The sequence below is a fragment of the Flavobacterium crocinum genome (assembly GCF_003122385.1).
Taxonomy (GTDB): domain Bacteria; phylum Bacteroidota; class Bacteroidia; order Flavobacteriales; family Flavobacteriaceae; genus Flavobacterium; species Flavobacterium crocinum.
On record NZ_CP029255.1, the window covers coordinates 3,271,529 to 3,295,157 of the forward strand.

General features: G+C 33.2%; 24 protein-coding genes. 16 read left to right on the forward strand and 8 right to left on the reverse strand.

The features are described from left to right. Nucleotides 1–89: 89 nt before the first annotated feature. Nucleotides 90–869 (reverse strand): 5'-nucleotidase C-terminal domain-containing protein, encoded by a 780-nt coding sequence (locus HYN56_RS14695; RefSeq protein WP_109192861.1) that lies wholly within the window; start codon nucleotides 867–869, stop codon nucleotides 90–92. A 47-nt stretch (nucleotides 870–916) separates the two neighbouring features. Here HYN56_RS14695 and HYN56_RS14700 point away from each other — a divergent pair, with 47 nt between their 5' ends. From HYN56_RS14700 to HYN56_RS14775, 16 genes are all read left to right on the forward strand, one after another. Further along, on the forward strand, nucleotides 917–1,429 hold the full coding sequence (locus HYN56_RS14700) for a DUF6913 domain-containing protein (RefSeq protein ID WP_109192862.1): 513 nt from the start codon (nucleotides 917–919) through the stop codon (nucleotides 1,427–1,429). Between the two features lie 14 nt (nucleotides 1,430–1,443). Further along, a complete protein-coding gene (dapA, locus tag HYN56_RS14705; protein ID WP_109192863.1) occupies nucleotides 1,444–2,325 on the forward strand; it encodes a 4-hydroxy-tetrahydrodipicolinate synthase in 882 nt (293 codons plus the stop codon). A gap of 136 nt (nucleotides 2,326–2,461) precedes the next feature. Further along, the gene (locus tag HYN56_RS14710) at nucleotides 2,462–3,256 is read left to right on the forward strand and encodes an outer membrane protein assembly factor BamD (protein ID WP_109192864.1); all 795 of its coding nucleotides are present in this window, start codon (nucleotides 2,462–2,464) and stop codon (nucleotides 3,254–3,256) included. Between the two features lie 9 nt (nucleotides 3,257–3,265). Continuing rightward, nucleotides 3,266–3,583 (forward strand): DNA-directed RNA polymerase subunit omega, encoded by a 318-nt coding sequence (locus HYN56_RS14715; RefSeq protein WP_008463064.1) that lies wholly within the window; start codon nucleotides 3,266–3,268, stop codon nucleotides 3,581–3,583. Nucleotides 3,584–3,590: 7 nt separating this feature from the next. Further along, the gene (gene coaBC / locus HYN56_RS14720) at nucleotides 3,591–4,805 is read left to right on the forward strand and encodes a bifunctional phosphopantothenoylcysteine decarboxylase/phosphopantothenate--cysteine ligase CoaBC (RefSeq protein ID WP_109192865.1); all 1,215 of its coding nucleotides are present in this window, start codon (nucleotides 3,591–3,593) and stop codon (nucleotides 4,803–4,805) included. A 70-nt stretch (nucleotides 4,806–4,875) separates the two neighbouring features. Beyond that, complete coding sequence (porD, locus tag HYN56_RS14725) at nucleotides 4,876–5,760, forward strand: type IX secretion system protein PorD (protein WP_109192866.1); 885 nt, start codon at nucleotides 4,876–4,878, stop codon at nucleotides 5,758–5,760. A gap of 57 nt (nucleotides 5,761–5,817) precedes the next feature. Beyond that, entirely contained in the window at nucleotides 5,818–7,470 is a 1,653-nt protein-coding gene (recN, locus tag HYN56_RS14730) for a DNA repair protein RecN (protein WP_109192867.1), read from the forward strand. Between the two features lie 9 nt (nucleotides 7,471–7,479). Then, nucleotides 7,480–8,001, forward strand: coding sequence for a tetratricopeptide repeat protein (locus HYN56_RS14735; RefSeq protein ID WP_109192868.1), 522 nt, complete (start codon nucleotides 7,480–7,482; stop codon nucleotides 7,999–8,001). 21 nt (nucleotides 8,002–8,022) lie between these two features. Further along, a complete protein-coding gene (fabV, locus tag HYN56_RS14740) occupies nucleotides 8,023–9,213 on the forward strand; it encodes an enoyl-ACP reductase FabV (protein ID WP_109192869.1) in 1,191 nt (396 codons plus the stop codon). A 127-nt stretch (nucleotides 9,214–9,340) separates the two neighbouring features. Further along, nucleotides 9,341–10,339, forward strand: coding sequence for a glycosyltransferase (locus HYN56_RS14745; RefSeq protein ID WP_109192870.1), 999 nt, complete (start codon nucleotides 9,341–9,343; stop codon nucleotides 10,337–10,339). A 3-nt stretch (nucleotides 10,340–10,342) separates the two neighbouring features. Beyond that, the gene (gene coaE, locus HYN56_RS14750; protein ID WP_109192871.1) at nucleotides 10,343–10,939 is read left to right on the forward strand and encodes a dephospho-CoA kinase; all 597 of its coding nucleotides are present in this window, start codon (nucleotides 10,343–10,345) and stop codon (nucleotides 10,937–10,939) included. A 59-nt stretch (nucleotides 10,940–10,998) separates the two neighbouring features. After that, on the forward strand, nucleotides 10,999–12,588 hold the full coding sequence (locus tag HYN56_RS14755; RefSeq protein WP_109192872.1) for a sensor histidine kinase: 1,590 nt from the start codon (nucleotides 10,999–11,001) through the stop codon (nucleotides 12,586–12,588). A gap of 3 nt (nucleotides 12,589–12,591) precedes the next feature. Further along, nucleotides 12,592–13,308 (forward strand): response regulator transcription factor, encoded by a 717-nt coding sequence (locus HYN56_RS14760; RefSeq protein ID WP_109192873.1) that lies wholly within the window; start codon nucleotides 12,592–12,594, stop codon nucleotides 13,306–13,308. 645 nt (nucleotides 13,309–13,953) lie between these two features. Next, nucleotides 13,954–15,345 carry an RtcB family protein gene (locus HYN56_RS14765; protein WP_109192874.1) on the forward strand — a complete coding sequence of 464 codons (1,392 nt, stop codon included), beginning with the start codon at nucleotides 13,954–13,956 and terminating at the stop codon, nucleotides 15,343–15,345. Nucleotides 15,346–15,361: 16 nt separating this feature from the next. Then, complete coding sequence (gene prfH, locus HYN56_RS14770) at nucleotides 15,362–16,051, forward strand: peptide chain release factor H (protein WP_109192875.1); 690 nt, start codon at nucleotides 15,362–15,364, stop codon at nucleotides 16,049–16,051. Then, nucleotides 16,038–16,568, forward strand: coding sequence for a hypothetical protein (locus HYN56_RS14775; RefSeq protein WP_109192876.1), 531 nt, complete (start codon nucleotides 16,038–16,040; stop codon nucleotides 16,566–16,568). The genes prfH and HYN56_RS14775 overlap by 14 nt, the downstream gene beginning before the upstream one ends. Before the next feature lie 146 nt (nucleotides 16,569–16,714). On the opposite strand, the gene HYN56_RS14780 is transcribed toward HYN56_RS14775, so the two are convergent. The 7 genes from HYN56_RS14780 to HYN56_RS14810 form a co-directional block, all read right to left on the reverse strand. After that, the gene (locus tag HYN56_RS14780; RefSeq protein ID WP_109192877.1) at nucleotides 16,715–17,461 is read right to left on the reverse strand and encodes an acyl-[acyl-carrier-protein] thioesterase; all 747 of its coding nucleotides are present in this window, start codon (nucleotides 17,459–17,461) and stop codon (nucleotides 16,715–16,717) included. Nucleotides 17,462–17,541: 80 nt separating this feature from the next. Beyond that, nucleotides 17,542–18,462 (reverse strand): tRNA (adenosine(37)-N6)-dimethylallyltransferase MiaA, encoded by a 921-nt coding sequence (miaA, locus tag HYN56_RS14785; protein WP_109192878.1) that lies wholly within the window; start codon nucleotides 18,460–18,462, stop codon nucleotides 17,542–17,544. 153 nt (nucleotides 18,463–18,615) lie between these two features. Then, entirely contained in the window at nucleotides 18,616–19,455 is an 840-nt protein-coding gene (locus HYN56_RS14790) for an ion transporter (RefSeq protein WP_109192879.1), read from the reverse strand. A gap of 30 nt (nucleotides 19,456–19,485) precedes the next feature. Then, nucleotides 19,486–20,847 carry an exonuclease domain-containing protein gene (locus tag HYN56_RS14795; RefSeq protein ID WP_109192880.1) on the reverse strand — a complete coding sequence of 454 codons (1,362 nt, stop codon included), beginning with the start codon at nucleotides 20,845–20,847 and terminating at the stop codon, nucleotides 19,486–19,488. Between the two features lie 97 nt (nucleotides 20,848–20,944). Next, nucleotides 20,945–21,604, reverse strand: coding sequence for a YggS family pyridoxal phosphate-dependent enzyme (locus HYN56_RS14800; protein WP_109192881.1), 660 nt, complete (start codon nucleotides 21,602–21,604; stop codon nucleotides 20,945–20,947). An 11-nt stretch (nucleotides 21,605–21,615) separates the two neighbouring features. Then, entirely contained in the window at nucleotides 21,616–22,503 is an 888-nt protein-coding gene (locus HYN56_RS14805) for a 3-hydroxyacyl-CoA dehydrogenase family protein (RefSeq protein ID WP_109192882.1), read from the reverse strand. A gap of 88 nt (nucleotides 22,504–22,591) precedes the next feature. Then, nucleotides 22,592–23,557, reverse strand: coding sequence for a Gfo/Idh/MocA family protein (locus tag HYN56_RS14810; protein WP_109192883.1), 966 nt, complete (start codon nucleotides 23,555–23,557; stop codon nucleotides 22,592–22,594). Nucleotides 23,558–23,629: the final 72 nt, after the last annotated feature.

The window sequence follows — 23,629 nt, forward strand, 5'->3', positions numbered from 1 at the left end:
ATTTTTTGCTACTAATTTCACAAATCAACACGAATTATTTTTCTGTAGTTTTAAATTTGTGCAAATTGGTGTAATTTGTGGCAGACTTTTTATTCTTCAGTAATTCTAACGTTTTTGGGAGCTACAACAGTGTCAACTTCTTTAAAATAATCAATCAGAACATTTCTAAGTTTATAGTTTAAATCGAATTTTTCAGTTCCTTTCGCGAAAAAAGTCATGCTGTCGCCACCATTTGCCAAATAGTCATTCGTAGCAACATAATACGTTTTATTAAGATCAAGCGGTTTTTCTTGTACCATAATATTTTTTGCAGTATTGTCTTTAGCAATTGTAAAAGTCATTCCGGACAAAGGCTGAGGTTTTTTCTCTTTTATAATATAAGCAGCAATATCTAAAATTTGCTCCCCCTTTAAAGCAATAACAACCAAGTTGTTTTCAAAAGGCATAATTTCAAAAGCCGTTCTTGTGGTTACGTTTCCTTTTGGAAGAATAGCGCGAATACCACCGTGATTTAAAAGACATAAATCAATATCCTTTTTCTCACGGGCTTTAAAGACAAGATTTCCTCTTTGTAAACATACATCGGCCAATAGACTTCCAATGCTTGTCTGCCATTTTCCGGTACTCTTATCTAGTGTTTCCGGACAATAAGCCAGAACATTGTCCAAATCCTGATTAATATGATCGCGATAAGGCTTTATGAAAGCTTCAATTGTTGTCGTTTCGCCTGCTTTTTCAGTAACTGGGAGTTGTTTTCCTTCAATTTTGTTTAGGTTGTAGTTCTTCGGGCTACAAGAGAATATTGAAAAAAGTGTTAAGAATATAACAAAAAGTTTTAAAAATCCGTTATACTTTTTTAGTTTTACCATTTTAAATGCAACTTAAATAATTAATTTTGTAATCTGGTAAAAGTACTATGTTTTTGAATTATATAAAGGAATTTTTTGTAAAAAAATCATTAAAAAATAACTTGAGTAATCAAAAAAATCCGGACTTTTCAAAGAATGTTCAAACGATTGGTTTGTTGGTAGATGAAAGTAATTCAAGTCATTCTGAAACGCTTGTAAAAGAATTAATGCTTCAGGGAATTGCTTTAGAAAACATAAAAATTGTTGCTTACAACAGTAAATTCAGGAAACAAGAAACGTATTTACGACCTACTTTTGGCAAAAGTCATATTAGTTGGAATGGAGAAATAAAAGAAAGTTTTTTGAATGATTTTGTAAATTCAAAATTTGATCTTTTATTGAGTTATTATAATGAAGAAAATAAATTCTTGATGATGCTGACCAGTAAATCAAATGCTAAATTTAAAGTTGGATTTGCTTCTGTAGATAATAGTTTGAATCGTTTGATGATTAATACGGAATTAGAAAACTATAAACTTTTCGTGTCGGAATTGTTTAGGTATTTAAAAAATATAAAATAAACTATAATTAAAATATGCAATCATTAATAGGAACTGGAGTTGCACTTGTAACACCATTTAAAAAAGATTTTTCAGTTGACATCGAGGCTTTACACCGAATTGTAAACTTCTCTATCGATGGAGGAGTTGAATATCTTGTTGTTATGGGGACAACAGCAGAAAATGCTACCCTTACATCAGAAGAAAAAGAATTGGTAATAAAGACAGTAATCGATGTAAATAAGGGAAGATTGCCTCTGGTTTTAGGAGTTGGAGGGAATAATACTATGCAGATTGTTGAAGAATTAAAAACAAGAGATTTTTCTGCTTTTGAAGCGATATTATCTGTTTCGCCATATTATAATAAACCAACACAGGAAGGAATTTATCAGCATTTTAAAGCAATTGCTGAAGCTTCTCCGATTCCGGTAATTTTATATAATGTACCGGGAAGAACATCAAGCAACATGCTTCCGTCCACTGTGGTGCGTTTAGCTAATGATTTTGAAAATGTAGTAGCTATTAAAGAAGCTGCCGGAGACATGGCACAAGCAATGCAGATTATTAAAAATGCACCAAAAGATTTTCTGGTAATTTCAGGAGATGATATGTTGGCATTACCAATCGTTTTAGCGGGTGGAGCAGGCGTAATTTCTGTAATTGGTCAAGGTTTTCCTAAAGAATTTTCAGAAATGATTCGTTTAGGATTAAACAAAAAAGTGGCAGATGCATTCAAAACACATTACTTTTTGTCAGACAGTATCGATATGATTTTTGAGCAGGGTAATCCGGCAGGAATCAAACAAATCTTCCAGGCTCTTGGAATTGCTGAGAATACTGTTCGTCTTCCATTAGTTTCTGTAGATGATTCTTTAGCAGAGCGACTAAATGAGTTTGTAAAAAACAGCATTAAATAATTGTTAAAGTGTTAGTATTTTAAGATACTAAAAAATTATTTTGCAGTCGCTAAATTAATAACTAAATTTGCCACCGAAACTTCGGTGTGATTTTGTTTTGGCAAGATGTCTGAGAAATCATAATAAAAGTAAATAAATGAAGAAAATAGTATCATTATTAATTGTTGTTGCCCTTTTTGCTTCTTGTGGAGAATATCAAAAAGCTTTAAAAAATGAAGATGTTGCAGCTAAATTTGAGATGGCAACTAAAATGTATGATGCTGGTAAATATAACAAAGCAATTCGTCTTTTTGAGCAGTTAGCGCCTTCTTACAGAGGAAAACCTCAGGCAGAAAAATTGTTTTATATGTTTTCTCAATCGTATTACAAAACAAAACAATACTATTTAGCTGGTTACCAGTTTGAAAGTTTTGTTTCAGGTTATCCACGAAGTGAGAAAGTACAGGAAGCAGCTTTTTTAGGTGCTTACAGTTATTCGAAGTTGGCTCCTGTTTACAGTTTAGATCAAACAGATACTGTAAAAGCATTAGAAAAGTTACAGGCTTTTATTGATAATTATCCAAATTCTGAATATTTGGCTCAGGCAAATGAGACAGTTCAGATGTTAAATGGTAAATTAGAGAAAAAAGCATACGAAAATGCAAAAGGATATAATACCATTTCAGATTATAAATCAGCTTTAGTGGCATTTGATAATTTTATCGCTGATTTTCCTGGAACACCATTTAAAGAAGATGCGTTGTTTTATAAATATGATTCAGCATATCAATTGGCAATTAATAGTGTGCCTTCAAAAATGGAAGAGCGTTTGAATGTTGCAAAAGTTGCTTATGCTAACTTAATCAAGTTTAAAAGCGATACAAAATACAAAGCAAAAGCGGAAGAAATGAACGCCAGAGTTGAAACAGATTTACAAAAATTTACTAAATAAATAAAAGTCATGGATTTAAAAAAGACGAATGCTCCTGTTAACACAATAACTTACAACAAAACAGTTATTGAAGAACCAACAGGAAATGTGTATGAGGCAATTACCATTATGGCTAAAAGAGCAAATCAAATTAATTCAGAGATTAAAAAAGAATTGACTGAAAAATTAGAAGAGTTTGCTACTTATAATGATAGTCTGGAAGAGGTTTTTGAAAATAAAGAGCAAATCGAAGTTTCTAAATTCTACGAAAAATTACCAAAACCACACGCTTTAGCTGTTCAGGAATGGTTAGACGGTAAAACTTACCACAGAAGTTCAAACAAATAATAGTACAATGTCAGTTTTAAACGGGAAAAAGGTTTTACTGGGAGTTTCCGGTGGAATCGCAGCGTATAAAACGGCTTCTTTAGTACGACTTTTTATAAAAGCAGGTGCACATGTCCAAGTGATCATGACACCTGCTTCTAAGGATTTTGTAACACCACTTACATTATCTACCTTATCAAAAAATCCGGTACATTCAAGTTTCTTTAATCAGGATGATGAAGAAGCAGTTTGGAACAATCACGTAGAGTTGGCTTTATGGGCTGATATTATGTTAATTGCTCCTGCAACTGCTAATACGTTGTCTAAAATGACTACAGGAAACTGCGATAATCTTTTAATCGCGGCCTATTTATCTGCTAAATGTCCAGTTTACTTTGCGCCTGCAATGGATTTGGATATGTATAAACATCCTTCAACAGTATCTAGTTTTAATTCTTTAAAGCAGTTTGGAAATACTATGATTCCTGCCGAAGCCGGAGAATTGGCTAGTGGTTTGTCTGGAGAAGGCCGAATGGCTGAACCGGAAAATATTATTGCTTTTCTGGAAGCCGATTTGGAAAGTAAACTGCCTTTAAAAGGAAAAAAAATACTAGTTACAGCCGGACCAACATACGAAGCAATAGATCCTGTACGTTTTATAGGAAATCATTCTTCCGGAAAAATGGGGTTTGACATTGCTAATGAAGCGGCAAATTTAGGTGCCGAAGTTTTTTTAATTGCGGGCCCAACGCATTTGAAGGTTAAAAATGCTTCCGTAAAAGTGGTAGATGTTATTTCTGCTCAGGAAATGTATGATGCTTGTCATTTGTATTTTAATGATGTTGATGCAGCGATTGCAGCAGCAGCTGTTGCAGATTACAGACCAAAAGTTGTAGCTTCTCAAAAGATTAAAAAATCAGATGCTGAGTTTTCTATAGAGCTTGAAAAGACGAAAGATATTTTGTCTTCATTGGGAGCTATCAAAAAAAATCAGTTTTTAATTGGATTTGCCTTAGAAACAGAAAATGAAATTGAAAATGCTAAGTTGAAAATTCAGAAAAAAAACTTAGATTTGATTGTTTTAAATTCCTTACAAGATAAAGGAGCAGGTTTTAAAAAAGAAACCAATAAAGTAACCTTTATTGATAAAAATTTTGAAATCGAACCAATGGAATTAAAATCAAAAGAATCGGTAGCGGCTGATATTCTCAATAAAGTTATTCTGCATTTTTCAAAAGACTAAATTTAGAATACACGCCGAAAATACAAACTGGAAACAATTTGTGTTTATAAAATTAAATATTTAGAAGAGTATGAGTAAGATAGTTACACTATTAGTATTTTTAAGCTTTGGTTTTGTACAAGGGCAACAGCTAAACTGTACAGTAACTATCAATACAGAAAGACTTACTAATCCAAATAATCAGGTTTTTAAAACGCTTCAGACTTCTTTGTCTGAGTTTGTTAATAAAACAGACTGGACAGGAGCTCCTTTAAAACAAAACGAAAGGATTAACTGTTCGATGTATATCACTTTATCATCAAACAGTTCGGATCAGTTTACAGGAACTATTCAGGTGCAGTCGTCCAGATTGATTTTTAATTCTACATATTCCTCTCCAATTTTAAATTATAACGATAAAGATTTTAATTTCAGATATACAGAATATGAGCCTTTATTGTTTAATCCAACTACTTACGATTCGAATTTAGTTTCGGTTATTTCTTTTTACTGTTATGTAATTTTGGGTATGGATGCTGATAGTTTTCAAATGGGAGCAGGGAATCAATATCTACAAACAGCGCAAAATATTGCCAATGTTGCACAACAGGGCGGATTTAAAGGCTGGAATCAGTCAGACGGACTTCAGAATCGTTACTATTTAATAAATGATATGATTGCTCCAACTTACAGTGATCTGCGTCAGACCATGTATGCTTATCATTCAGGATTGGATGGTATGACTGTAGATTTAAAGGCATCTAAAGAAAAAATAAAATCGGCATTAATGCTTATTGGAAAGTTAAATTCGGTTAAACCAAATGCTTTTATAACCCGGGTTTTCTTTGATGCAAAATCAGATGAAATTGTATCTATTTTTTCTGGCGGTCCAAGTATAACAATTACTGATTTAACGGATGTACTGAATAAAGTTTCGCCGTTAAATTCTACCAAATGGTCACAGATTAAGTATTAATTCTGTATTTCGTTAAAACAACATCTTCTTTAACTTTTATTTTTACAAAATTGCCCTATGATTACGTCACTGTCAATTAAAAATTATGCACTTATCGAAAAACTGGCTATAGATTTTTCTAAAGGTTTTTCTATAATAACAGGTGAGACAGGAGCTGGAAAATCAATTATTTTGGGTGCAATTGGTCTTGTTTTGGGAAAAAGAGCTGATCTTACTTCATTAAAAAATAAAGAAGAAAAATGCGTGATTGAGGCACAGTTTGAAATTTCTAAATACAATCTGAAAGAGTTTTTTGAGGCTAATGATTTAGATTATGAAGATGAAACAATCATTAGACGTGAAATTCTTCCTTCGGGAAAATCTCGTGCCTTTATAAATGATAGTCCAGTAAATCTTCAGGAATTACAAGATTTAAGTTTGTATTTAATTGATATTCATTCGCAACAACAAACTCAGGAATTGTCAGATGAAAGTGTTCAATTTAAGATTATTGATGCCATTGCTAATAATTCGGATATTATTTCAGAGTATCAAAAGCTTTTAAGATCCTATAAATCCGATAAGTCAAAATGGAATGCTTTACTTAAGAAGCAAAGTGATGCGGGTAAAGAACAGGAATACAATACATTTTTATTAAATGAATTGGTTGCTGCGCAGTTAAAATCCGGCGAGCAGGGGGAATTAGAAGCGTATTATGAAAAACTGAATAATGTTGAAATAATCAAGGAATCTCTTGATAAATCATTGGCAATAGCTAATGAAGAACAGTTTGGCGTATTTCATAATTTAAATGAAATTAAAAATGCACTTCAAAAAGTGGCTCCGTTTTCACCGGAATATCAGAGTTTATTTGAAAGGATATCCAGTTTAACGATTGAATTTGATGATGTATCTAAAGAATTAGAAAATTGTTCGGAAAAATTATTGAACGATCCTGTACAACTAGAATTAATAAATCAAAAATTACAGTTGATTTATAATCTTCAGAAAAAACATCAGACAGATTCTGTTGATGGTTTATTGCAGATTCAGGCGGATTTAGGAAATACTTTACTGGAGTTGGATAATATGGATGAAGAAATAGCTTCTTTGTCTAAAATTATTGAACAAAAAGCAGGAGAATTAGATAGTTATGCAAATCAAATTCATGAGAATAGGATTAATGCAATTCCGAAGCTTTCAGAGCAGTTAATTTCAATTTTAGAAACTTTAGGAATGCCGAATGTTCGTTTTAAAATGGAATTAACGCCTTCTGAAACCTATTTTCAAAACGGAAAAGACGAATTGCAATTTTTATTTTCTGCAAATAAAGGAACTGATTTTGGTTTATTGAAAAAAGTGGCTTCAGGCGGGGAAATGTCTCGTATTATGCTGGCTGTAAAAGCAATTTTGGCTAAATATTCAAAATTACCAACTTTAATATTTGATGAAATTGATACAGGAGTTTCAGGTGAAATTGCGATTAGAATGGGAGAGATTATGAAAGAAATGAGTAATACCATGCAGATTTTTGCTATTACGCATTTGCCTCAAATTGCGGCAAAAGGCGATTCTCATTTTAAAGTTTCTAAATCAACAGTTGGAGAGGATACATTATCAGAATTGAAATTGCTTTCACAAGAAGACCGAATCTTAGAAATTGCCCAAATGTTATCGGGAGCTAATGTCTCAGATTCAGCATTGAATCACGCAAAACAATTATTGAATTAAAATACCACAATGGAAAGTCTAAGTTTTTACGAAAATCAGTTTATAAAAGCCGATGCATTAATTTCTGAAGGAAATTCAGCAGATGCAAAAGAACTTTTAGAAGAAATTTTAGCACAGTATCCTGATTTTGGAAAAGCACATAATCATTTAGGCTGGATTTATTATAATAAATTAAGTGATTATGAAAGAGGAATTTATCATTATAAACTGGCTATAAAATTCGATCCTAAATATGCTGCTCCTTATTTGAATTATACTTATTTGTTAATTGATATTGGCAGATATACAGAAGCAAAGCAGCATATTGATTTTACGCTCTCCAGTCTGGAAAATGCAGATAACTCTACTTATAATAGTGAATTAGGCAGAATGGCAGAGTATGAAGGTCAATACAGAGAAGCTTATCATTACTATAGAGAGGCAAAGAAAAATGCTTTAAACCCAAATTTTATTGACAATATGAATGCTAATATGAAAAGGGTTAAGGATAAAATGTCTATTTTTGAAAAATTAAAACTGAAATTGAAATAATACAAAAAAAATAATTGCAAGATGATTATAGAACCTAGAATGAGAGGATTTATTTGTTTGACTGCCCACCCAACGGGAGCTGAGCAAAATGTAAAAAATCAAATCGAATACGTAAAATCGAAAGGAGAAATTGCCGGACCTAAAAAAGTTTTGGTTATTGGTGCTTCTACAGGTTTTGGGTTGGCTTCAAGAATTACTAGTGCTTTTGGTTCTGATGCTGCTACAATTGGAGTGTTTTTTGAGAAACCGCCGGTTGAAGGAAAAACAGCTTCTCCGGGATGGTACAATTCTGCAGCATTTGAAAAAGAAGCTCACAAAGCGGGTTTATATGCAAAAAGTATCAATGGAGATGCATTTTCAAACGAAATAAAAAGAGAAACTTTAGATTTAATTAAAGCAGATTTAGGGCAAGTTGACCTTGTAATTTATAGTTTAGCTTCGCCAGTTCGTACAAATCCTAATACAGGAGTTACGCATCGTTCGGTTTTAAAACCAATTGGACAAACTTTTACAAACAAAACAGTTGATTTTCACACAGGAAAAGTTTCAGAGGTTTCTATTGCACCGGCAAACGAGGAAGATATTGAAAATACTGTTGCAGTTATGGGAGGTGAAGACTGGGCAATGTGGATTGATGCTTTAAAAAATGAAAATTTATTAGCAGAAGGCGCTACAACAGTTGCTTATTCTTATATCGGACCATCATTAACTGAAGCTGTTTACCGTAAAGGAACTATTGGTCGTGCAAAAGACCACTTAGAAGCTACGGCATTTACAATTGGAGATTCTTTAAAATCTATTGGTGGTAAGGCTTATGTTTCTGTAAACAAAGCTTTAGTAACACAAGCAAGTTCTGCAATTCCGGTAATTCCATTATACATTTCTCTTTTATACAAAATCATGAAAGAAGAAGGAATTCATGAAGGTTGTATCGAGCAAATTCAGCGTTTATTCCAGGATAGATTATACAATGGTTCTGAAGTTCCTGTGGACGAAAAAGGAAGAATCAGAATTGATGACTGGGAAATGCGTGAAGATGTTCAGGATAAAGTAGCAAAACTTTGGTTGGAAGCTACTACTGAAACTCTACCGGAAATTGGAGATTTAGCAGGATACAGAAGTGATTTCTTGAACTTATTCGGTTTTGAATTTGCTGGTGTTGACTACAATGCAGAAGCAAACGAAGTTGTTGAAATAGAAAGTATCAAATAACATATTTTACTTCTGGTAAAACAAGAAACCATCAATCGAAAGTTGATGGTTTTTTTGTTAATATACCCTATCTTTGTTAAAATTTTAAATAATAAAAAATTATCCCTTAATAACCGCACACTCTGCTATGATTTTTTCTTTAATTATACCCGTGTATAATCGCCCTGATGAAGTTGATGAGCTTTTGGAAAGTCTCTCAAAATCTGATTATAATGAAGCTTTTGAAATTGTTCTTGTCGAAGATGGATCTTCAGTTCCATGCCGAGATGTGGTGATGAATTATCAAGGAAAATTAAACATTTCCTATTATTTTAAAGAAAATTCAGGTCCTGGAGATTCCAGAAATTTTGGAATGCAGAGGGCTAGGGGAGACTATTTTGTCATTTTTGACTCCGATTGTATCATTCCGCCCAATTATTTGACAGAAGTACGTAAAGAATTAGATAAGCAATATGTGGACTGTTTTGGAGGTCCTGACAGGGCGCTGGATAGTTTTTCAAATATTCAGAAAGCAATCAATTTTGCAATGACATCATTTCTTACAACAGGAGGAATTAGAGGTGGTTCTGAAAAAATAAACAAATTCCAGCCACGTAGTTTTAATATGGGGATTTCTAAAAAAGCTTTTGAAGCTTCGAAAGGTTTTGGAAACATTCATCCGGGTGAAGACCCGGATTTATCAATTCGTTTATGGAATTTGGGGTTTGAAACAAGACTGTTTTCAGAGGCTTATGTGTATCATAAACGAAGAATAGATTGGGAAAAATTCTCTATTCAGGTAAAGAAATTCGGGATAGCAAGGCCTATTTTAAATAGTTGGTATCCAGAACATAATAAGCTTACTTTCTTCTTTCCAACCTTTTTTATCTTAGGTTTATTATTAGCTTTTTTATTGTTAATTTTCAATATTGATATTTTATTACAATTATATTTCGTATATTTCGTTATAATTTTTCTTACAGCAAGTATTCAGAATAAAAGCATCAAAATTGGATATCTCTCTGTAATAGCAGTCTGGAAACAATTCTACGGTTACGGAACAGGATTTTTAGAATCTTTTATAAAAATAATTCTATTAAAAAAGAAACCTCAGGAAGCTTTTCCACGTATGTTTTTTAAAGTCTAAGAAATGACAAAGGTTATTGGTCTTACAGGAGGAATTGGCAGTGGTAAAACAACTATTGCAAACTATTTTCAGGAAATGGGTGTTCCTGTTTACATAGCAGATGACGGAGCGAAAAGAGTAATGCAGTCTGGTTCGATTCTTGATGAAGTTAAATTAGAGTTTGGCCAAAACATTTTTGATGGTGAAGTTTTAAATCGGGCAAAATTAGCCCAGATAGTTTTTAATGATAAAGAAAAATTAGCGAAATTAAATGCTATTGTGCATCCGGCAGTAAAAAGAGATTTTGAGTCCTGGCTGTTACAATACAAAAAATTGGATTACGTTATTTATGAAGCAGCAATTCTCTTCGAAAGCGGACGTTATAAAGAGTGTGACGTCATTATAACCGTTACGGCTCCACAGGAAGTGCGAATTGAAAGAGTTATACAACGCGATAAAACGACAAGAGAACAAGTTTTAAGCAGAATGAAAATGCAGTGGAATGATGAAAAACGAATTTCTAAGAGCAATTTCGTGATTAATAACAATAATCTTAAAATTGCTAAGGAAGAAGTTGTTAAAATTCTTAAAATTTTAAATATAAAACAAAATCAGTCTTAAATGTTAATATTTGGTTAATGTATTATTTAGTATATTGTTAAAATATTAATTTTGTTTCGATGAATAAATTATTTTTTAGAATACTTGTTTTATTGATGAGTTTGTCCTTAATCGGGATAATTCTGGTTCAAGTATTTTGGTTCAATTCTTCGTTCAAGAATAATGAAGAGCAATTTAAATACCACGTTACTCAAGTAATTGGAAATGTTGCAGATAAGCTGGAACAACAAGAAGAGTACAGTTTCTACGACAAATACAACCGTATTAAAGACAGTACGGGGAAAATTCCGAAAAAAGAAGATTTACTGGAAGTACTTTATGTACAAAGAAACCCAAAGACGAATAAAACAATTGTTTATTCTAGTACTTTGACATCTGAAGATTATGATATCAATGGTTCGGTTTTTGATAAAAAATTCAGTAGTGAGCGCTTTAAAAATTTCAGTTCAAGAAGAGTTACTGAAGTTTACAACAATTACAAGGGTATTGATAATAATAATTTAGGACAAAGTATTATTCCGGATCTTAGAGAAGAAAAATCCGGAAGTTTAGATATTTTAAATAAAGTTCAGCAGCAAATTCAATATAAAGACATTGCCGCTTTAACTCCAATCGAAGGAAGAGTTACAAAAGATAAGCTTTATAAATTATTGAAAAAGGAGCTGGAAGAATACGAGGTTAAAACAAAGTTTGAATTTGCAATATATGGCAATGGAATTCCAACTAAGATTAAATCTGACGGGTTTCATTCTTTAGATAAAGAGGCAACCTATAGTATTCCGGTTTTTACGGATAATGAAGGAAATAGTAAGTATGAATTATCGGTTACATTTCCGCACAAAAAGAAGTTCTTATTGTCTGAATTGTTGAGTATTACTATACTGTCGATAGTTTTTACATTAATTATAATTGTTGCCTACACGAGTGCCTTAAATCAATTACTGCGTCAAAAACATATTTCTGAAATCAAAACAGATTTTATAAATAATATGACACATGAGTTTAAGACTCCAATTGCAACCATAAATCTAGCATTAGATGCTATTAGAAGTCCTAAAGTTATTGAAGATAAAGAAAAGGTTTATCGCTATCTTCAAATGATTAGGGATGAAAATAAGAGAATGCATGCTCAGGTTGAAAATGTACTTCGTATCTCTAAACTGGAAAAAAGAGAACTTGATATTACAAAGGAACCTACTGTAGTGACTGATATAATTGATGATGCAATTGAGCACGTAAACTTAATATTAGAAGACAGACAAGGTACAGTTGAAAGGCATTATGATGCAGCAAGAACAACAGTTTTAATTAACGAAGTTCATTTCACTAATGTATTGGTCAATATTTTAGAAAATGCAATAAAATATTCTCCGGATACGCCTAAGATTGAAATCTTTACTGAAAATATCAAGGACATGATCTTGATAAAAGTAAAAGATCACGGATTAGGAATGAGTAAGATAGCTCAAAAGCGAGTTTTTGAAAAGTTCTATAGAGAACATACAGGAGATTTGCATAACGTAAAAGGTCACGGTTTAGGTTTGGCCTATGTAAAAAGAATTGTAGAAGACCATAACGGTCAAGTATATGTAGAAAGCGAAAAAGGAAAAGGTAGCACCTTTATAATAAAAATACCATTAATAAATTAAAATATGGAAAATACTAACAAAAGAATACTTTTAGTAGAAGATGACCTAAATTTTGGGGCGGTTCTTAAAGATTATCTAATGTTAAATGACTTTGAAGTTACTTTAGCTAAAAACGGTATGGAAGGTTTCGAAAAATTCAAGAAAGATGTATACGATTTATGTATTCTTGATGTAATGATGCCTTATAAAGATGGTTACACTTTGGCCAAAGAAATTAGAGAGAAGAACAGTGAAGTGCCAATTATCTTTTTAACAGCAAAATCTATGAAAGAAGATGTGTTAAAAGGTTACAAAGCTGGCGCAGATGACTATTTAAATAAACCTTTTGATTCAGAAGTTCTTTTAATGAAAATTAAAGCTATCATTCAAAGAAAATCTGCTGATACGAAAGCGGAACAAGTACAATTTGAGTTTAATATTGGTAAATTCCACCTAAATTCAAAATTAAGATTCTTGACTTACCAGGATGAAGAGCCAATTAAATTGTCTCCAAAGGAAAATGAATTGCTTAAAATGCTTATTCTTCATGAAAATGACTTAATGCCAAGAGAATTAGCTTTAACGAAAATCTGGAGAGATGACAACTACTTTACTTCAAGAAGTATGGATGTTTACATCGCTAAATTGAGAAAATACCTGAAATCTGATGAAGATGTTGAAATCTTAAACATCCATGGAGAAGGGTTCAGATTAGTAGTAAAAAGCAAAGTTACTGAATAATTGAAATTCACTTTATAAAAGTATAAGCTCTGAGAAATCAGGGCTTTTTTTATGTTTGTTTAGAAGCTTTTACCCAATCTTGCCATTTCGACGAAGGAGAAATCTTAGCAAGTAACTCTACAAAGATTGGATTCCAGTTGGAGAATTACTTTCATATTTTATGTTTTAAAAAGCAAAAAAAATAGTTAACTTTTTTTAAGTGTAATTTGTTGATTTGTAATAATATATGTTGTTTGTTTTGAAAAAAGTAAAATTTTGCAAAGCTCTTTTTGATGAATTTTCTTAAAATAAATTTGGAAAATCAAAAAAGAATTCACAATATTTGCACACGAAAAAAATAATAACCCTTTAAAAACGAAGAAATAATGTTTGTACTTACATTGACATCACAAAGCTTCACACCAAACGGATTTGGTGCAGCGCTTCTTCGTGGCTTATTTCAATCTTAGAAATACTTTTTTAGATATATAAAAAGCCCGAAGACATTTAGTTTCGGGCTTTTTTTATTCTAGACACTTCAAAATTTTCCCGAAAAACATTTAGCATTTATCCGAAAGGATAGAAAATTTCGCATGTTTATTTCATTTTGATCTCTTTTAGATTTCAAGTTGATTTATTCTGCACAACAACGATATAAAAAAAATCATGGGAAATAAATTATCTGGAAAAGACCTGATTAAATTGGGTTTTCCAAAGAACAATTCAATAAACATTGCCTTAGGGCAGATAAACAGATATAGAAAAAGAGAAAAAAAAGAATCTATTCTAACAGAAGCAAAAGATGTTTTGCTTAATCCTGAAAAGTACGAAGGAAACGGAACTTGGGGAAAGGTAGCTGAAGGTTTGATTAAGCCTGTTCAAGTAAGAATGCATCAGCTTAAAAATACTAGAGCACCGTTTAAAATTTTTGGAGAAAATGAAATCGACGATCAGGCAAAATTTCAATTGTATGATTCGTTGAAACTGCCAGTTTCGGTTGCGGGAGCTTTAATGCCGGACGCACATTCAGGTTATGGATTACCGATCGGCGGTGTTTTGGCGACAGATAATGCTGTAATTCCGTATGGAGTTGGTGTTGATATTGGATGCCGAATGAGTCTTTCGATTTTTGATTTGCCAGCTTCTCATTTTAAGGGAAAAGAGCATCAGTTGGAAGCAATTTTAAAAGACAATACAAAGTTCGGAATGTATGAAACGCACGCTTCTCGTGTAGATCATGAGGTGTTTTACAATAGTGGATTTCGAGATATTCCGTTATTGAAAAATCTTCTTCCAAAAGCCTATAAACAATTAGGAACATCTGGCGGAGGAAATCATTTTGTAGAATTTGGAATTGCTAAAATCGATAATCCTGAGAACGAATGGAAATTGGAAAAAGGCGAATATTTTGCTGTTCTTTCACACAGCGGTTCTCGTGGATTGGGTGCAAATATTGCGAAGCATTATACGTATTTGGCAACAAAACAATGTCCATTACCAAAGAATGTCCAACATTTGGCTTGGTTGGATTTGAATACGCATGATGGTCAGGAATATTGGCTGGCGATGAATTTAGCTGGAGAATATGCCAAAGCCTGCCATGATGATATTCACAGACGAATTGCCAAAGCAATTGGAAAAAGAGTAGTAATAACGATTGAAAATCATCACAATTTTGCCTGGAAAGAAATGGTAAATGGTCAGGAATGTATTGTGCACAGAAAAGGTGCAACACCTGCAGGAGAAGGGCAATTAGGAATTATTCCGGGTTCGATGACCGCACCAGGTTTTATTGTAAAAGGTAAAGGAAATCCAGAAAGTTTGAATTCTGCTTCGCATGGTGCGGGACGTTTGTTTTCGAGAGCGAAATGCAAAAGTACTTTTACGCAAAGCGAAATCAAAAAGGTTTTGAAAGCCAATGATGTAACCTTGATAGGAGGAAATATTGATGAAGCGCCGATGGCCTACAAAGACATTACAAAAGTAATGGCAAACCAAACTGAATTAGTGGACGTGTTGGGAACTTTCACGCCAAAAATTGTTAGAATGGACCGCTAAAAAGAGAGATTTGAAAATGGAAAGAATAATTCAGATAACGGCTGGTCGCGGACCTGCAGAATGCACTTGGGTTGTCGCCCAAGTGCTTAAAAAAGTTTTGGATGAAGCGCACGAACAGAATTTAGAAACAGTTTTACTGCAAAGAGAAGTTGGCCAAGAAAACGGAACAGTTGAAACTGCATCGATTTCTGTTAAAGGAAAAAATGCAGATCAGTTTGTGAAATCGTGGATCGGAACCATTCAATGGATTGGGCAAAGTCAGTTTAGGAAAATGCACAAACGTAAAAACTGGTTTATTGGAATTTTTGAAATTGAACAGCAGAAAAATGCGTCAGTTTCAGAAAATGATATTCAGTATCAGGCTATGCGAAGTTCCGGCGCTGGTGGTCAGCATGTGAATAAAGTAAGTTCGGCAATTCGGGCAACACATATTCCGACTGGAATTGCGGTTGTTGCTATGGACAGTCGTTCGCAACATCAAAACAAAAAACTGGCAACAGAAAGATTATTAAAAAAACTAGAAGACGAGAAACTGGTTCAGCTTAAAAATCACGTGGGCAAACAATGGGAAAATCAGCTCAATATTGAGCGTGGAAATCCGGTAAGAGTGTTTACTGGAAGTGATTTTAAAAAGGATAAAGCAGCGAAAAGCTACAAAGGAACTCGTCAGAAATTAAAAAACGATTTACGAAATGAAAACAACTGATAAATACCTTTTTCAGGCCTTGGATAATTATCCGTTTTGGCTGGAAGGAACAATAGAATCTTTAGATTACGCTTTTTCTTATGATGATAAAAATACAATGGTTTTATGTTTGTACGGAAGAATTCAGGCAGAACAATTAATGAACTATGAAGAGGCGAAATCTTATTTTCAACAAGCTTTATCGATTAATATTCATGCTCTTGAAGTGTATCCGTATTATTTAAAGACATTGATTTTAAATGAAGATTATGAAGAAGCACGAAAACTGATTGATTTTGCCTTAACGGTAAAAGGAATTAATAAATCAGAGATTTATGTCAAGAAAGCCATTCTTTTAGAAGCACAAAATGAGTTTAAAAAAGCATTAAATGAAATTAAAAATGCAAAAATTCATTTATTGCAATTCAATTATGAATCTGATATTGCAGATGTTGAGAAGAGAATTGAGAATAAAATTGATTTGCTTAAAAAGAAGAAAAAGAAAACTAAAAAAGATTCTAAAAAGAAATCGAAATGATTTTGATAAAAAAAACGATGCAATTTGCATCGTTTTTTTTTAGTATGGGTTCCTGCAAGGTTTTCAAAACCTTGTAGGTTTGTTATTTAAATTCTAATATTTTATACCTACAAGGTTTTGGAAACCTTGCAGGATGGGATTGCAGTTTACTTCCAATGCAACTCCAAAGCAAAACAGGTCTTTTCGTCTTTTGTAATGCTGAATGTTGCTGTGGTATGATCGTCGTCTTCGCTTTCATGAATTACAACATTATCTTGTAATGAAAGCTCTTTCATGAAATTCATTTCAAAGCTTTTAACTTCTTGTTTTAGGATTCTTTTTGGATCAACGTGATCCAAACACCATTCCAGATATTTTACGTTATTGACGTGATTTACAATATCTAAATCGGATAAATAAACTGTTTTTTCAAAAACCGCTTCTTTTTCGTGGTTGATATTTATTTTAGAAAAACCTTCTTCAGTAGCTCTGTTTTCAGGGAATAATTCGAAATGTTCATAAGGAAGAGCCAAAGCTTCGGGGCGACGTGCCAGTGTATTGAAAACAGCCCAATACGTTTCACAGCCCACTATTTTTTTTCCGTTTACATACATTTCTAAGGCACGAACAGAACGTGAATTTTCTAAGCTGTTAATCCATGTTTTTACGGTTACAACATCTTGCCATTTTGGTAAAGCGTGGACTTCAACGCGCATTCGGCTTAAAACCCAGGCTTGATGAAATTCCTGCATATCATAAAAGCTGATTCCTCCAACTTCAGAATGTGCAGCGGCGGTTAATTGTAAAATATTACACAAATCGGTATATTTTAGGAATCCGGTTGGCGTGCATTGTGTGAAATTGATTTCCCAGTCTTTGCTTAAAACTGATGTGAAATTCGGAGATATTGGCATTTTGTGATTTTAGATTTTAGATTGCTGATTTTAGATTTTTACCTCAGAGAATAAAATATGGAAGAAAGAATATAGACTTTTTACTTTAGAAGATTTTCTATGTAAACTATAATTTCTTTTCTATCTGTTGCGTAATCAAACCATTTTGTATTTTCGTTTCGTTTGAACCATGTTAATTGTCTTTTGGAAAATCGTCTTGTGTTTTTTTTGATCTCTTCTACAGCAAAAGGCAAAGTGAATTCTTCATCAAAATAACTAAATAATTCTCTATAACCGACGGTTTGGAGCGCATTTAACGCTTTATTAGGATACAAAGCTTTTGCCTCTTCAAGTAATCCTTCGTTCATCATAATATCAACACGTTGGTTGATTCTGTTGTAAATGATTTCTCTGTCTGCATCTAAACCAATTAAAATAGGAGTGAAGTCTCTATTGTTTTTCTTCTGATTTAAAAAAGAAGAATACGGTTTTTGAGCTCCAATACAAACTTCTACAAAACGCATCATTCGTTGTGGGTTTTGTAAAGTCTGCGGGTTTTCTAAAGCTATTTTTTGATAATATTCGGGATCTAAACTTTTCAATTGTTCTTGAAGATATTCAATTCCTAGTTTTTCGTAATTTGAATTTACTTTAGAACGAACTTCGGGATCTATTTCGGGGAATTCGTCGAAACCTTTTAAAATTGCATCTACGTATAATCCTGAACCGCCAATAAGAATTGCAAAATCATTGTTTTGAAATAATTCTTCGATTTTGGCTAAGGCTTCTTTTTCGTAATCGCCAACAGTGTAATTCTCAAAAATCGATTTGTTTTGAATGAAATGATGTTTTGCTGAATTGAGTTCTTCCTGACTTGGAACTGCGGTTCCGATGGTCATTTCTTTGAAGAATTGGCGACTGTCGCACGAAACGATTTCGCATTTAAAATGTTGTGCCAAAGCGATACTCAAGGCTGTTTTGCCTATCGCTGTTGGTCCGACAATGGTAATTAGATATTTCATAGTTTTTAGCCCAGATGGAAATGGAAACCCCGGACTTGTATTTGTTTAATTTTTTTGGCGTAAAAGAGCGACCAACGGAAGCTCCTTTTATGCCTTAAAAAATTACAAATATAAGGAGGAGTTGGAATGTACAGCTGGATTAGCTTCTAAAAATTAATTATTTGGTAATTCGGTTCCGCATTCATAACAATATTTAGCGTTATCGAAGTGAACTTGAGACTGGCATTTTCGACATGTTTTTTTCCCGCTTACAGTACTGTTTCTCATACTGCTTTTGGCGAATTCGGCAGTTACAATTCCGGTTGGAACCGCGATGATTCCATACCCTAAAATCATTACAAAAGCGGCAATGAATTGTCCAAGAGGAGTTTGTGGAGAAATATCTCCATAACCGACTGTTGTTAAGGTAACTATTGTCCAATAAATTCCCATTGGAATACTTGTAAATCCAGATTCTCTGCCTTCAACCAGATACATAATTGTTCCAATTATGACGGTACTGATTAATACAAAATAAATGAAGACTAGAATTTTTTCTTTACTGGCTTCTATTGCTTCTTTTAGTTGCAGGGATTGATGGTTGATTTGTGGAATATGCAAAATTTTGAATAAACGAAGAAAACGCAATGCTCTCACGATTGATAAAATACTTGCACCAGGGAAAAAGATGGACAAATACATGGGCAAAACGGCAAGCAAATCGATGATTCCGTAAAAACTGAAAACGTATTTAACGGGTTTTTGAATGGAAATAATTCTCAATATATACTCGATGGTGAAAAATACGGTGATTATCCATTCGCAAATCAATAATTGTTCATGATATTTAGAACTGACTCCTTCGACAGTATCAAGCATTATTAAAAGAACGCTCAATAAGATTAAACCCAGCAATACTAAATCGAACATTCTTCCTAATATGGTGTTAGTGCCATATAGAACGATTTTGACTTTTTCCCTGAAGATTTCGTATTGTGATTTTTTGTTTTTCATATCCTTAAAGATAATGAAAGTTTGGTTTTGTTAAAAATGAAGTATTTTTAGCGATTTGCTTTTACGGATATAGCTTTGAATGATATTCTTTACGTCGCGATTGTGTTGCATTGGAACCAAAATATTTTTCAGGATATCAATATTGGTGATTTGATAATTCAGATCATAATACGCATAACCTTTGTAGATTCCGTTTTCAATCAGGATTGCACTTCGTTCGTTTACATTTCTTCCTCTGTCTACCAGAATCATGCTTTTGTTTTCGAAACTATTTTCTGAGATGAATTGCTGTACTCTTAAATTGTAAATTTCGGGAGTCACTTTGCCAATGCAGGCACCGTCACATTCTTTGATTGTGTATTGAAAGCACTCTTTTTTGGTTTGATATAAACCGGTCAGTTTTTGACACAAATGGTACTTTGCTGTAATTTTAAAAAGCGCATTTTTGCCTTCCTGCAATGATGCGTAAGAAGTAATTTCTTTTTTACGTCCGTCTGCTTTTTCTAATTTTAAATTGATATAACCGTTTGAATCTTTTTCGGCATATAATGCAAAAGGGAAAACTGATTTTTTTTGTGAGCGATTGTATCGGGGACGATTGATTTTGACTTCCTGACTTTCTTTTAAAAGCGCTATTAGCTCGCTTCCGGTTTCGTCATACGTAATCGTAAAGACTTCGGCCTGAATTCTTTTGCTTTTAGTGGTAATTCCAGTAAAGTGCTGATTGACTCTTTTTTTAATGTTTTGGCTTTTGCCAATGTAAATTAAAGTTCCGTCTTCCTTGTAGATGTAATATACTCCAGTTTTAGCCGGCATTTGATTTAAAATATCTAAGAATTTTGGAGAAATTCCTTTTTCTACTTCGAGTTTTATAAAATCCTTTACGATGGTTTTTTCGACATCTTTTTCTAAAAGCATTTTGAAAAGCTTAGTTGTAGCCATAGCGTCTCCGCTGGCACGATGTCTGTCTGCCATTGGAATTCCTAATGAACGCACCAATTTTCCTAAACTGTAAGAGGGTTGTTCTGGAATTAACTTTTTAGCTAATTCTACAGTACAGAGTGTTTTGGCTTCAAAATCGTAGCCTAAACGTCTGAATTCTGTACGTAGGATTCTATAGTCAAATGAAGCATTGTGAGCTACAATTACGCAATCTGTGGTGATTTCTATAATACGTTTGGCTACTTCATAAAACTTTGGAGCAGAACGCAACATGGCATTATTTATCCCGGTCAGTTTTACTACGAAGGGCTGAATCGGAATTTCAGGATTGACAAGGCTAATGAATTGATCAACTACTTCATGTCCATCAAATTTATAGATGGCGATTTCGGTAATTCCTTCTTCATTAAATTGTCCTCCGGTGGTTTCTATGTCAAGTATTGCGTACAAATTCAGTATTCAGTGTTCAGATTCGATTGAAATCGAAATTAGTGTTCAGTTTTTCTGTAAAGACACAAATGCTTCCTTACGATTGTGGTTTAAAAAATTATCTTCCTCCAAAAATATTACTTCCAATGCGAACCATTGTGCTTCCGCATTCTATTGCTAGTTTATAATCTCCGGACATTCCCATTGATATAGTATTCAGTTGGCAGTTTTCAGTTTTCAGTTCTTTTATCGAATCAAAAATCGATTTTAAATGGGTAAATTCTTTTTTAATTTGGTTTTGGTCTTCTGTGAAGGTTGCCATTCCCATTAAACCTAAGATACGAATATTTTTCAAGTCTTTGAACTCCGAAGAAGTTAAAAGTTCATTTAATTCGTTTTCGTCCAAACCAAATTTGGATTCTTCTTCGGCAATATAAATTTGAAGAAGACAATCTATAGTTCTATTATTTTTTAAAGCTTGTTTGTTGATTTCCTGTAATAATTTCAAACTGTCAACGCCGTGAATTAAATTCACATAAGGCGCCATAAATTTGACTTTATTCGACTGAACATGACCAATCATATGCCATTGAATGTCTTTTGGCATTTGCTCCCATTTTTCAGTCATTTCCTGAATTTTGTTTTCTCCAAAAATGCGCTGACCAGCTTCGTAAGCCTGCATCAAATCGGATACAGGTTTTGTTTTTGAAACGGCAACTAGAGTTACGTGCTCAGGTAAAGTAGCTTTAATTGTATTTAAATTCGATTGAATCGACATAATAATTCTTTTTATAAAAACTGCTTAGAGATTTTCTCAGCCTTTTTGTTTTCGCTATAATCATAAAATCCTGCACCAGATTTTACTCCCAGTTTTCCAGCTCTCACCATATTTACTAAAAGTGGACAAGGAGCATATTTAGGATTTTTGAATCCATCGTACATTACATTTAAAATGGCAAGACAAACATCAAGACCAATAAAATCGGCTAATTGTAATGGTCCCATTGGATGCCCCATTCCTAATTTCATAACGGTGTCAATTTCGTAAACACCAGCAACTTTATTGTATAACGTTTCGATTGCTTCGTTTAGCATTGGCATTAAAATTCTGTTTGCTACGAAACCTGGATAATCGTTTACTTCAACAGGAACTTTACCTAATTTTTCAGCTAAATCCATTATGATTTTGGTTACTTCATCGCTCGTATTATAGCCTCGAATGATTTCAACCAATTTCATAATTGGTACCGGATTCATAAAATGCATTCCGATAACACGCTCAGGATGTGCTACAACAGCTCCGATTTGTGTAATTGATATAGAAGAAGTATTAGTTGCTAAAATCGTATTATGAGAACAGTATTCGTTTAATTGTTTGAAAATGTTCAGTTTTAATTCAACGTTTTCAGTTGCTGCTTCTACAACTAAATCAACGCCAACAAGACCATCTTTTAAATCTGTATAAGTAATAATATTAGTGATTGTTTTCGCAACATCTTCCTGAGTGATTGTTCCTTTTGCAAGCATACGCTCCAAATTGCCTGCAATAGTTGCCATTCCTTTATCTAATGATTTTTCTGAAACGTCGATTAATTTTACGGTGAATCCGCTTTGTGCAAAAGTATGGGCAATTCCGTTACCCATTGTTCCTGCGCCAATTACAGCTATTGTTTTCATTTTTTGCTAGATATTTTTTTATGATTTAGCCACGAAATCACCAATTAATTCGTGAATTCGTGGCTAATTATTTTGATTTTTTTTCTAATTATTTATCGAAACACTCAATAATTTGATACGCCACGCGCAATGCGTCTGTAGCTTGTTCAAGTGTAACAACTGGAGTTGTATTATTGTTAATGGCATCTGCAAACGAATTTAATTCGTCTAAGATAGCATTGTTTTGTTCCACATCTGGATTGGTGAAATAGATTTGTTTTTTTACGCCTTCTGCATTCTGCAAAATCATATCAAAATCTCCAGGAACTTCAGGTGCGTCTTTCATACGAACGACTTCACATTTTTTCTCTAAAAAGTCAACTGAGATGTAGGCATCTTTTTGAAAGAAACGAGATTTTCGCATGTTTTTCATTGAAATTCTGCTGGCTGTTAAATTGGCAACACAACCATTTTCGAATTCGATTCTGGCGTTGGCTATATCAGGCGTTTCACTAATAACCGAAACGCCACTTGCGTTTATACTTTTAACTTTAGATTTTACAACGCTTAAAATTGCATCGATATCATGAATCATTAAATCTAAAACTACAGGAACGTCTGTACCACGTGGGTTAAACTCTGCCAAACGATGCGTTTCTATAAACATCGGGTTTTCGATCATTTCTTTTGTAGCGATAAAAGCAGGGTTAAAGCGCTCTACGTGACCAACTTGTCCTTTTACGTTGTATTCATTTGCTAAAGCAATAATTTCTTCGGCTTCTTCAACTGTATTGGCAATTGGTTTTTCAATAAAGATATGTTTTCCTGATTTGATGGCAACTTTAGCGCATTTGTAGTGCGAAAGCGTAGGAGTAACAATGTCAATCACGTCGACAGCGTGAATAAGTTTTGCAATTGTGCTGAAATTTTTATAGCCAAATTCTTTTGAGATTCTTTCGGCATTTTCTTGATTTTCGTCGTAAAATCCAACTAATTCGTATTTGTCAGATTGTTGTAATAAGCGTAAATGTATTTTACCAAGATGACCAGCACCTAAAACTCCTACTTTTAACATGAGAATGTATTTTAAACAAAAATATAATTTATTTGTTTACCGTGAAAATGAATTTATGGAATTGTGAATTGT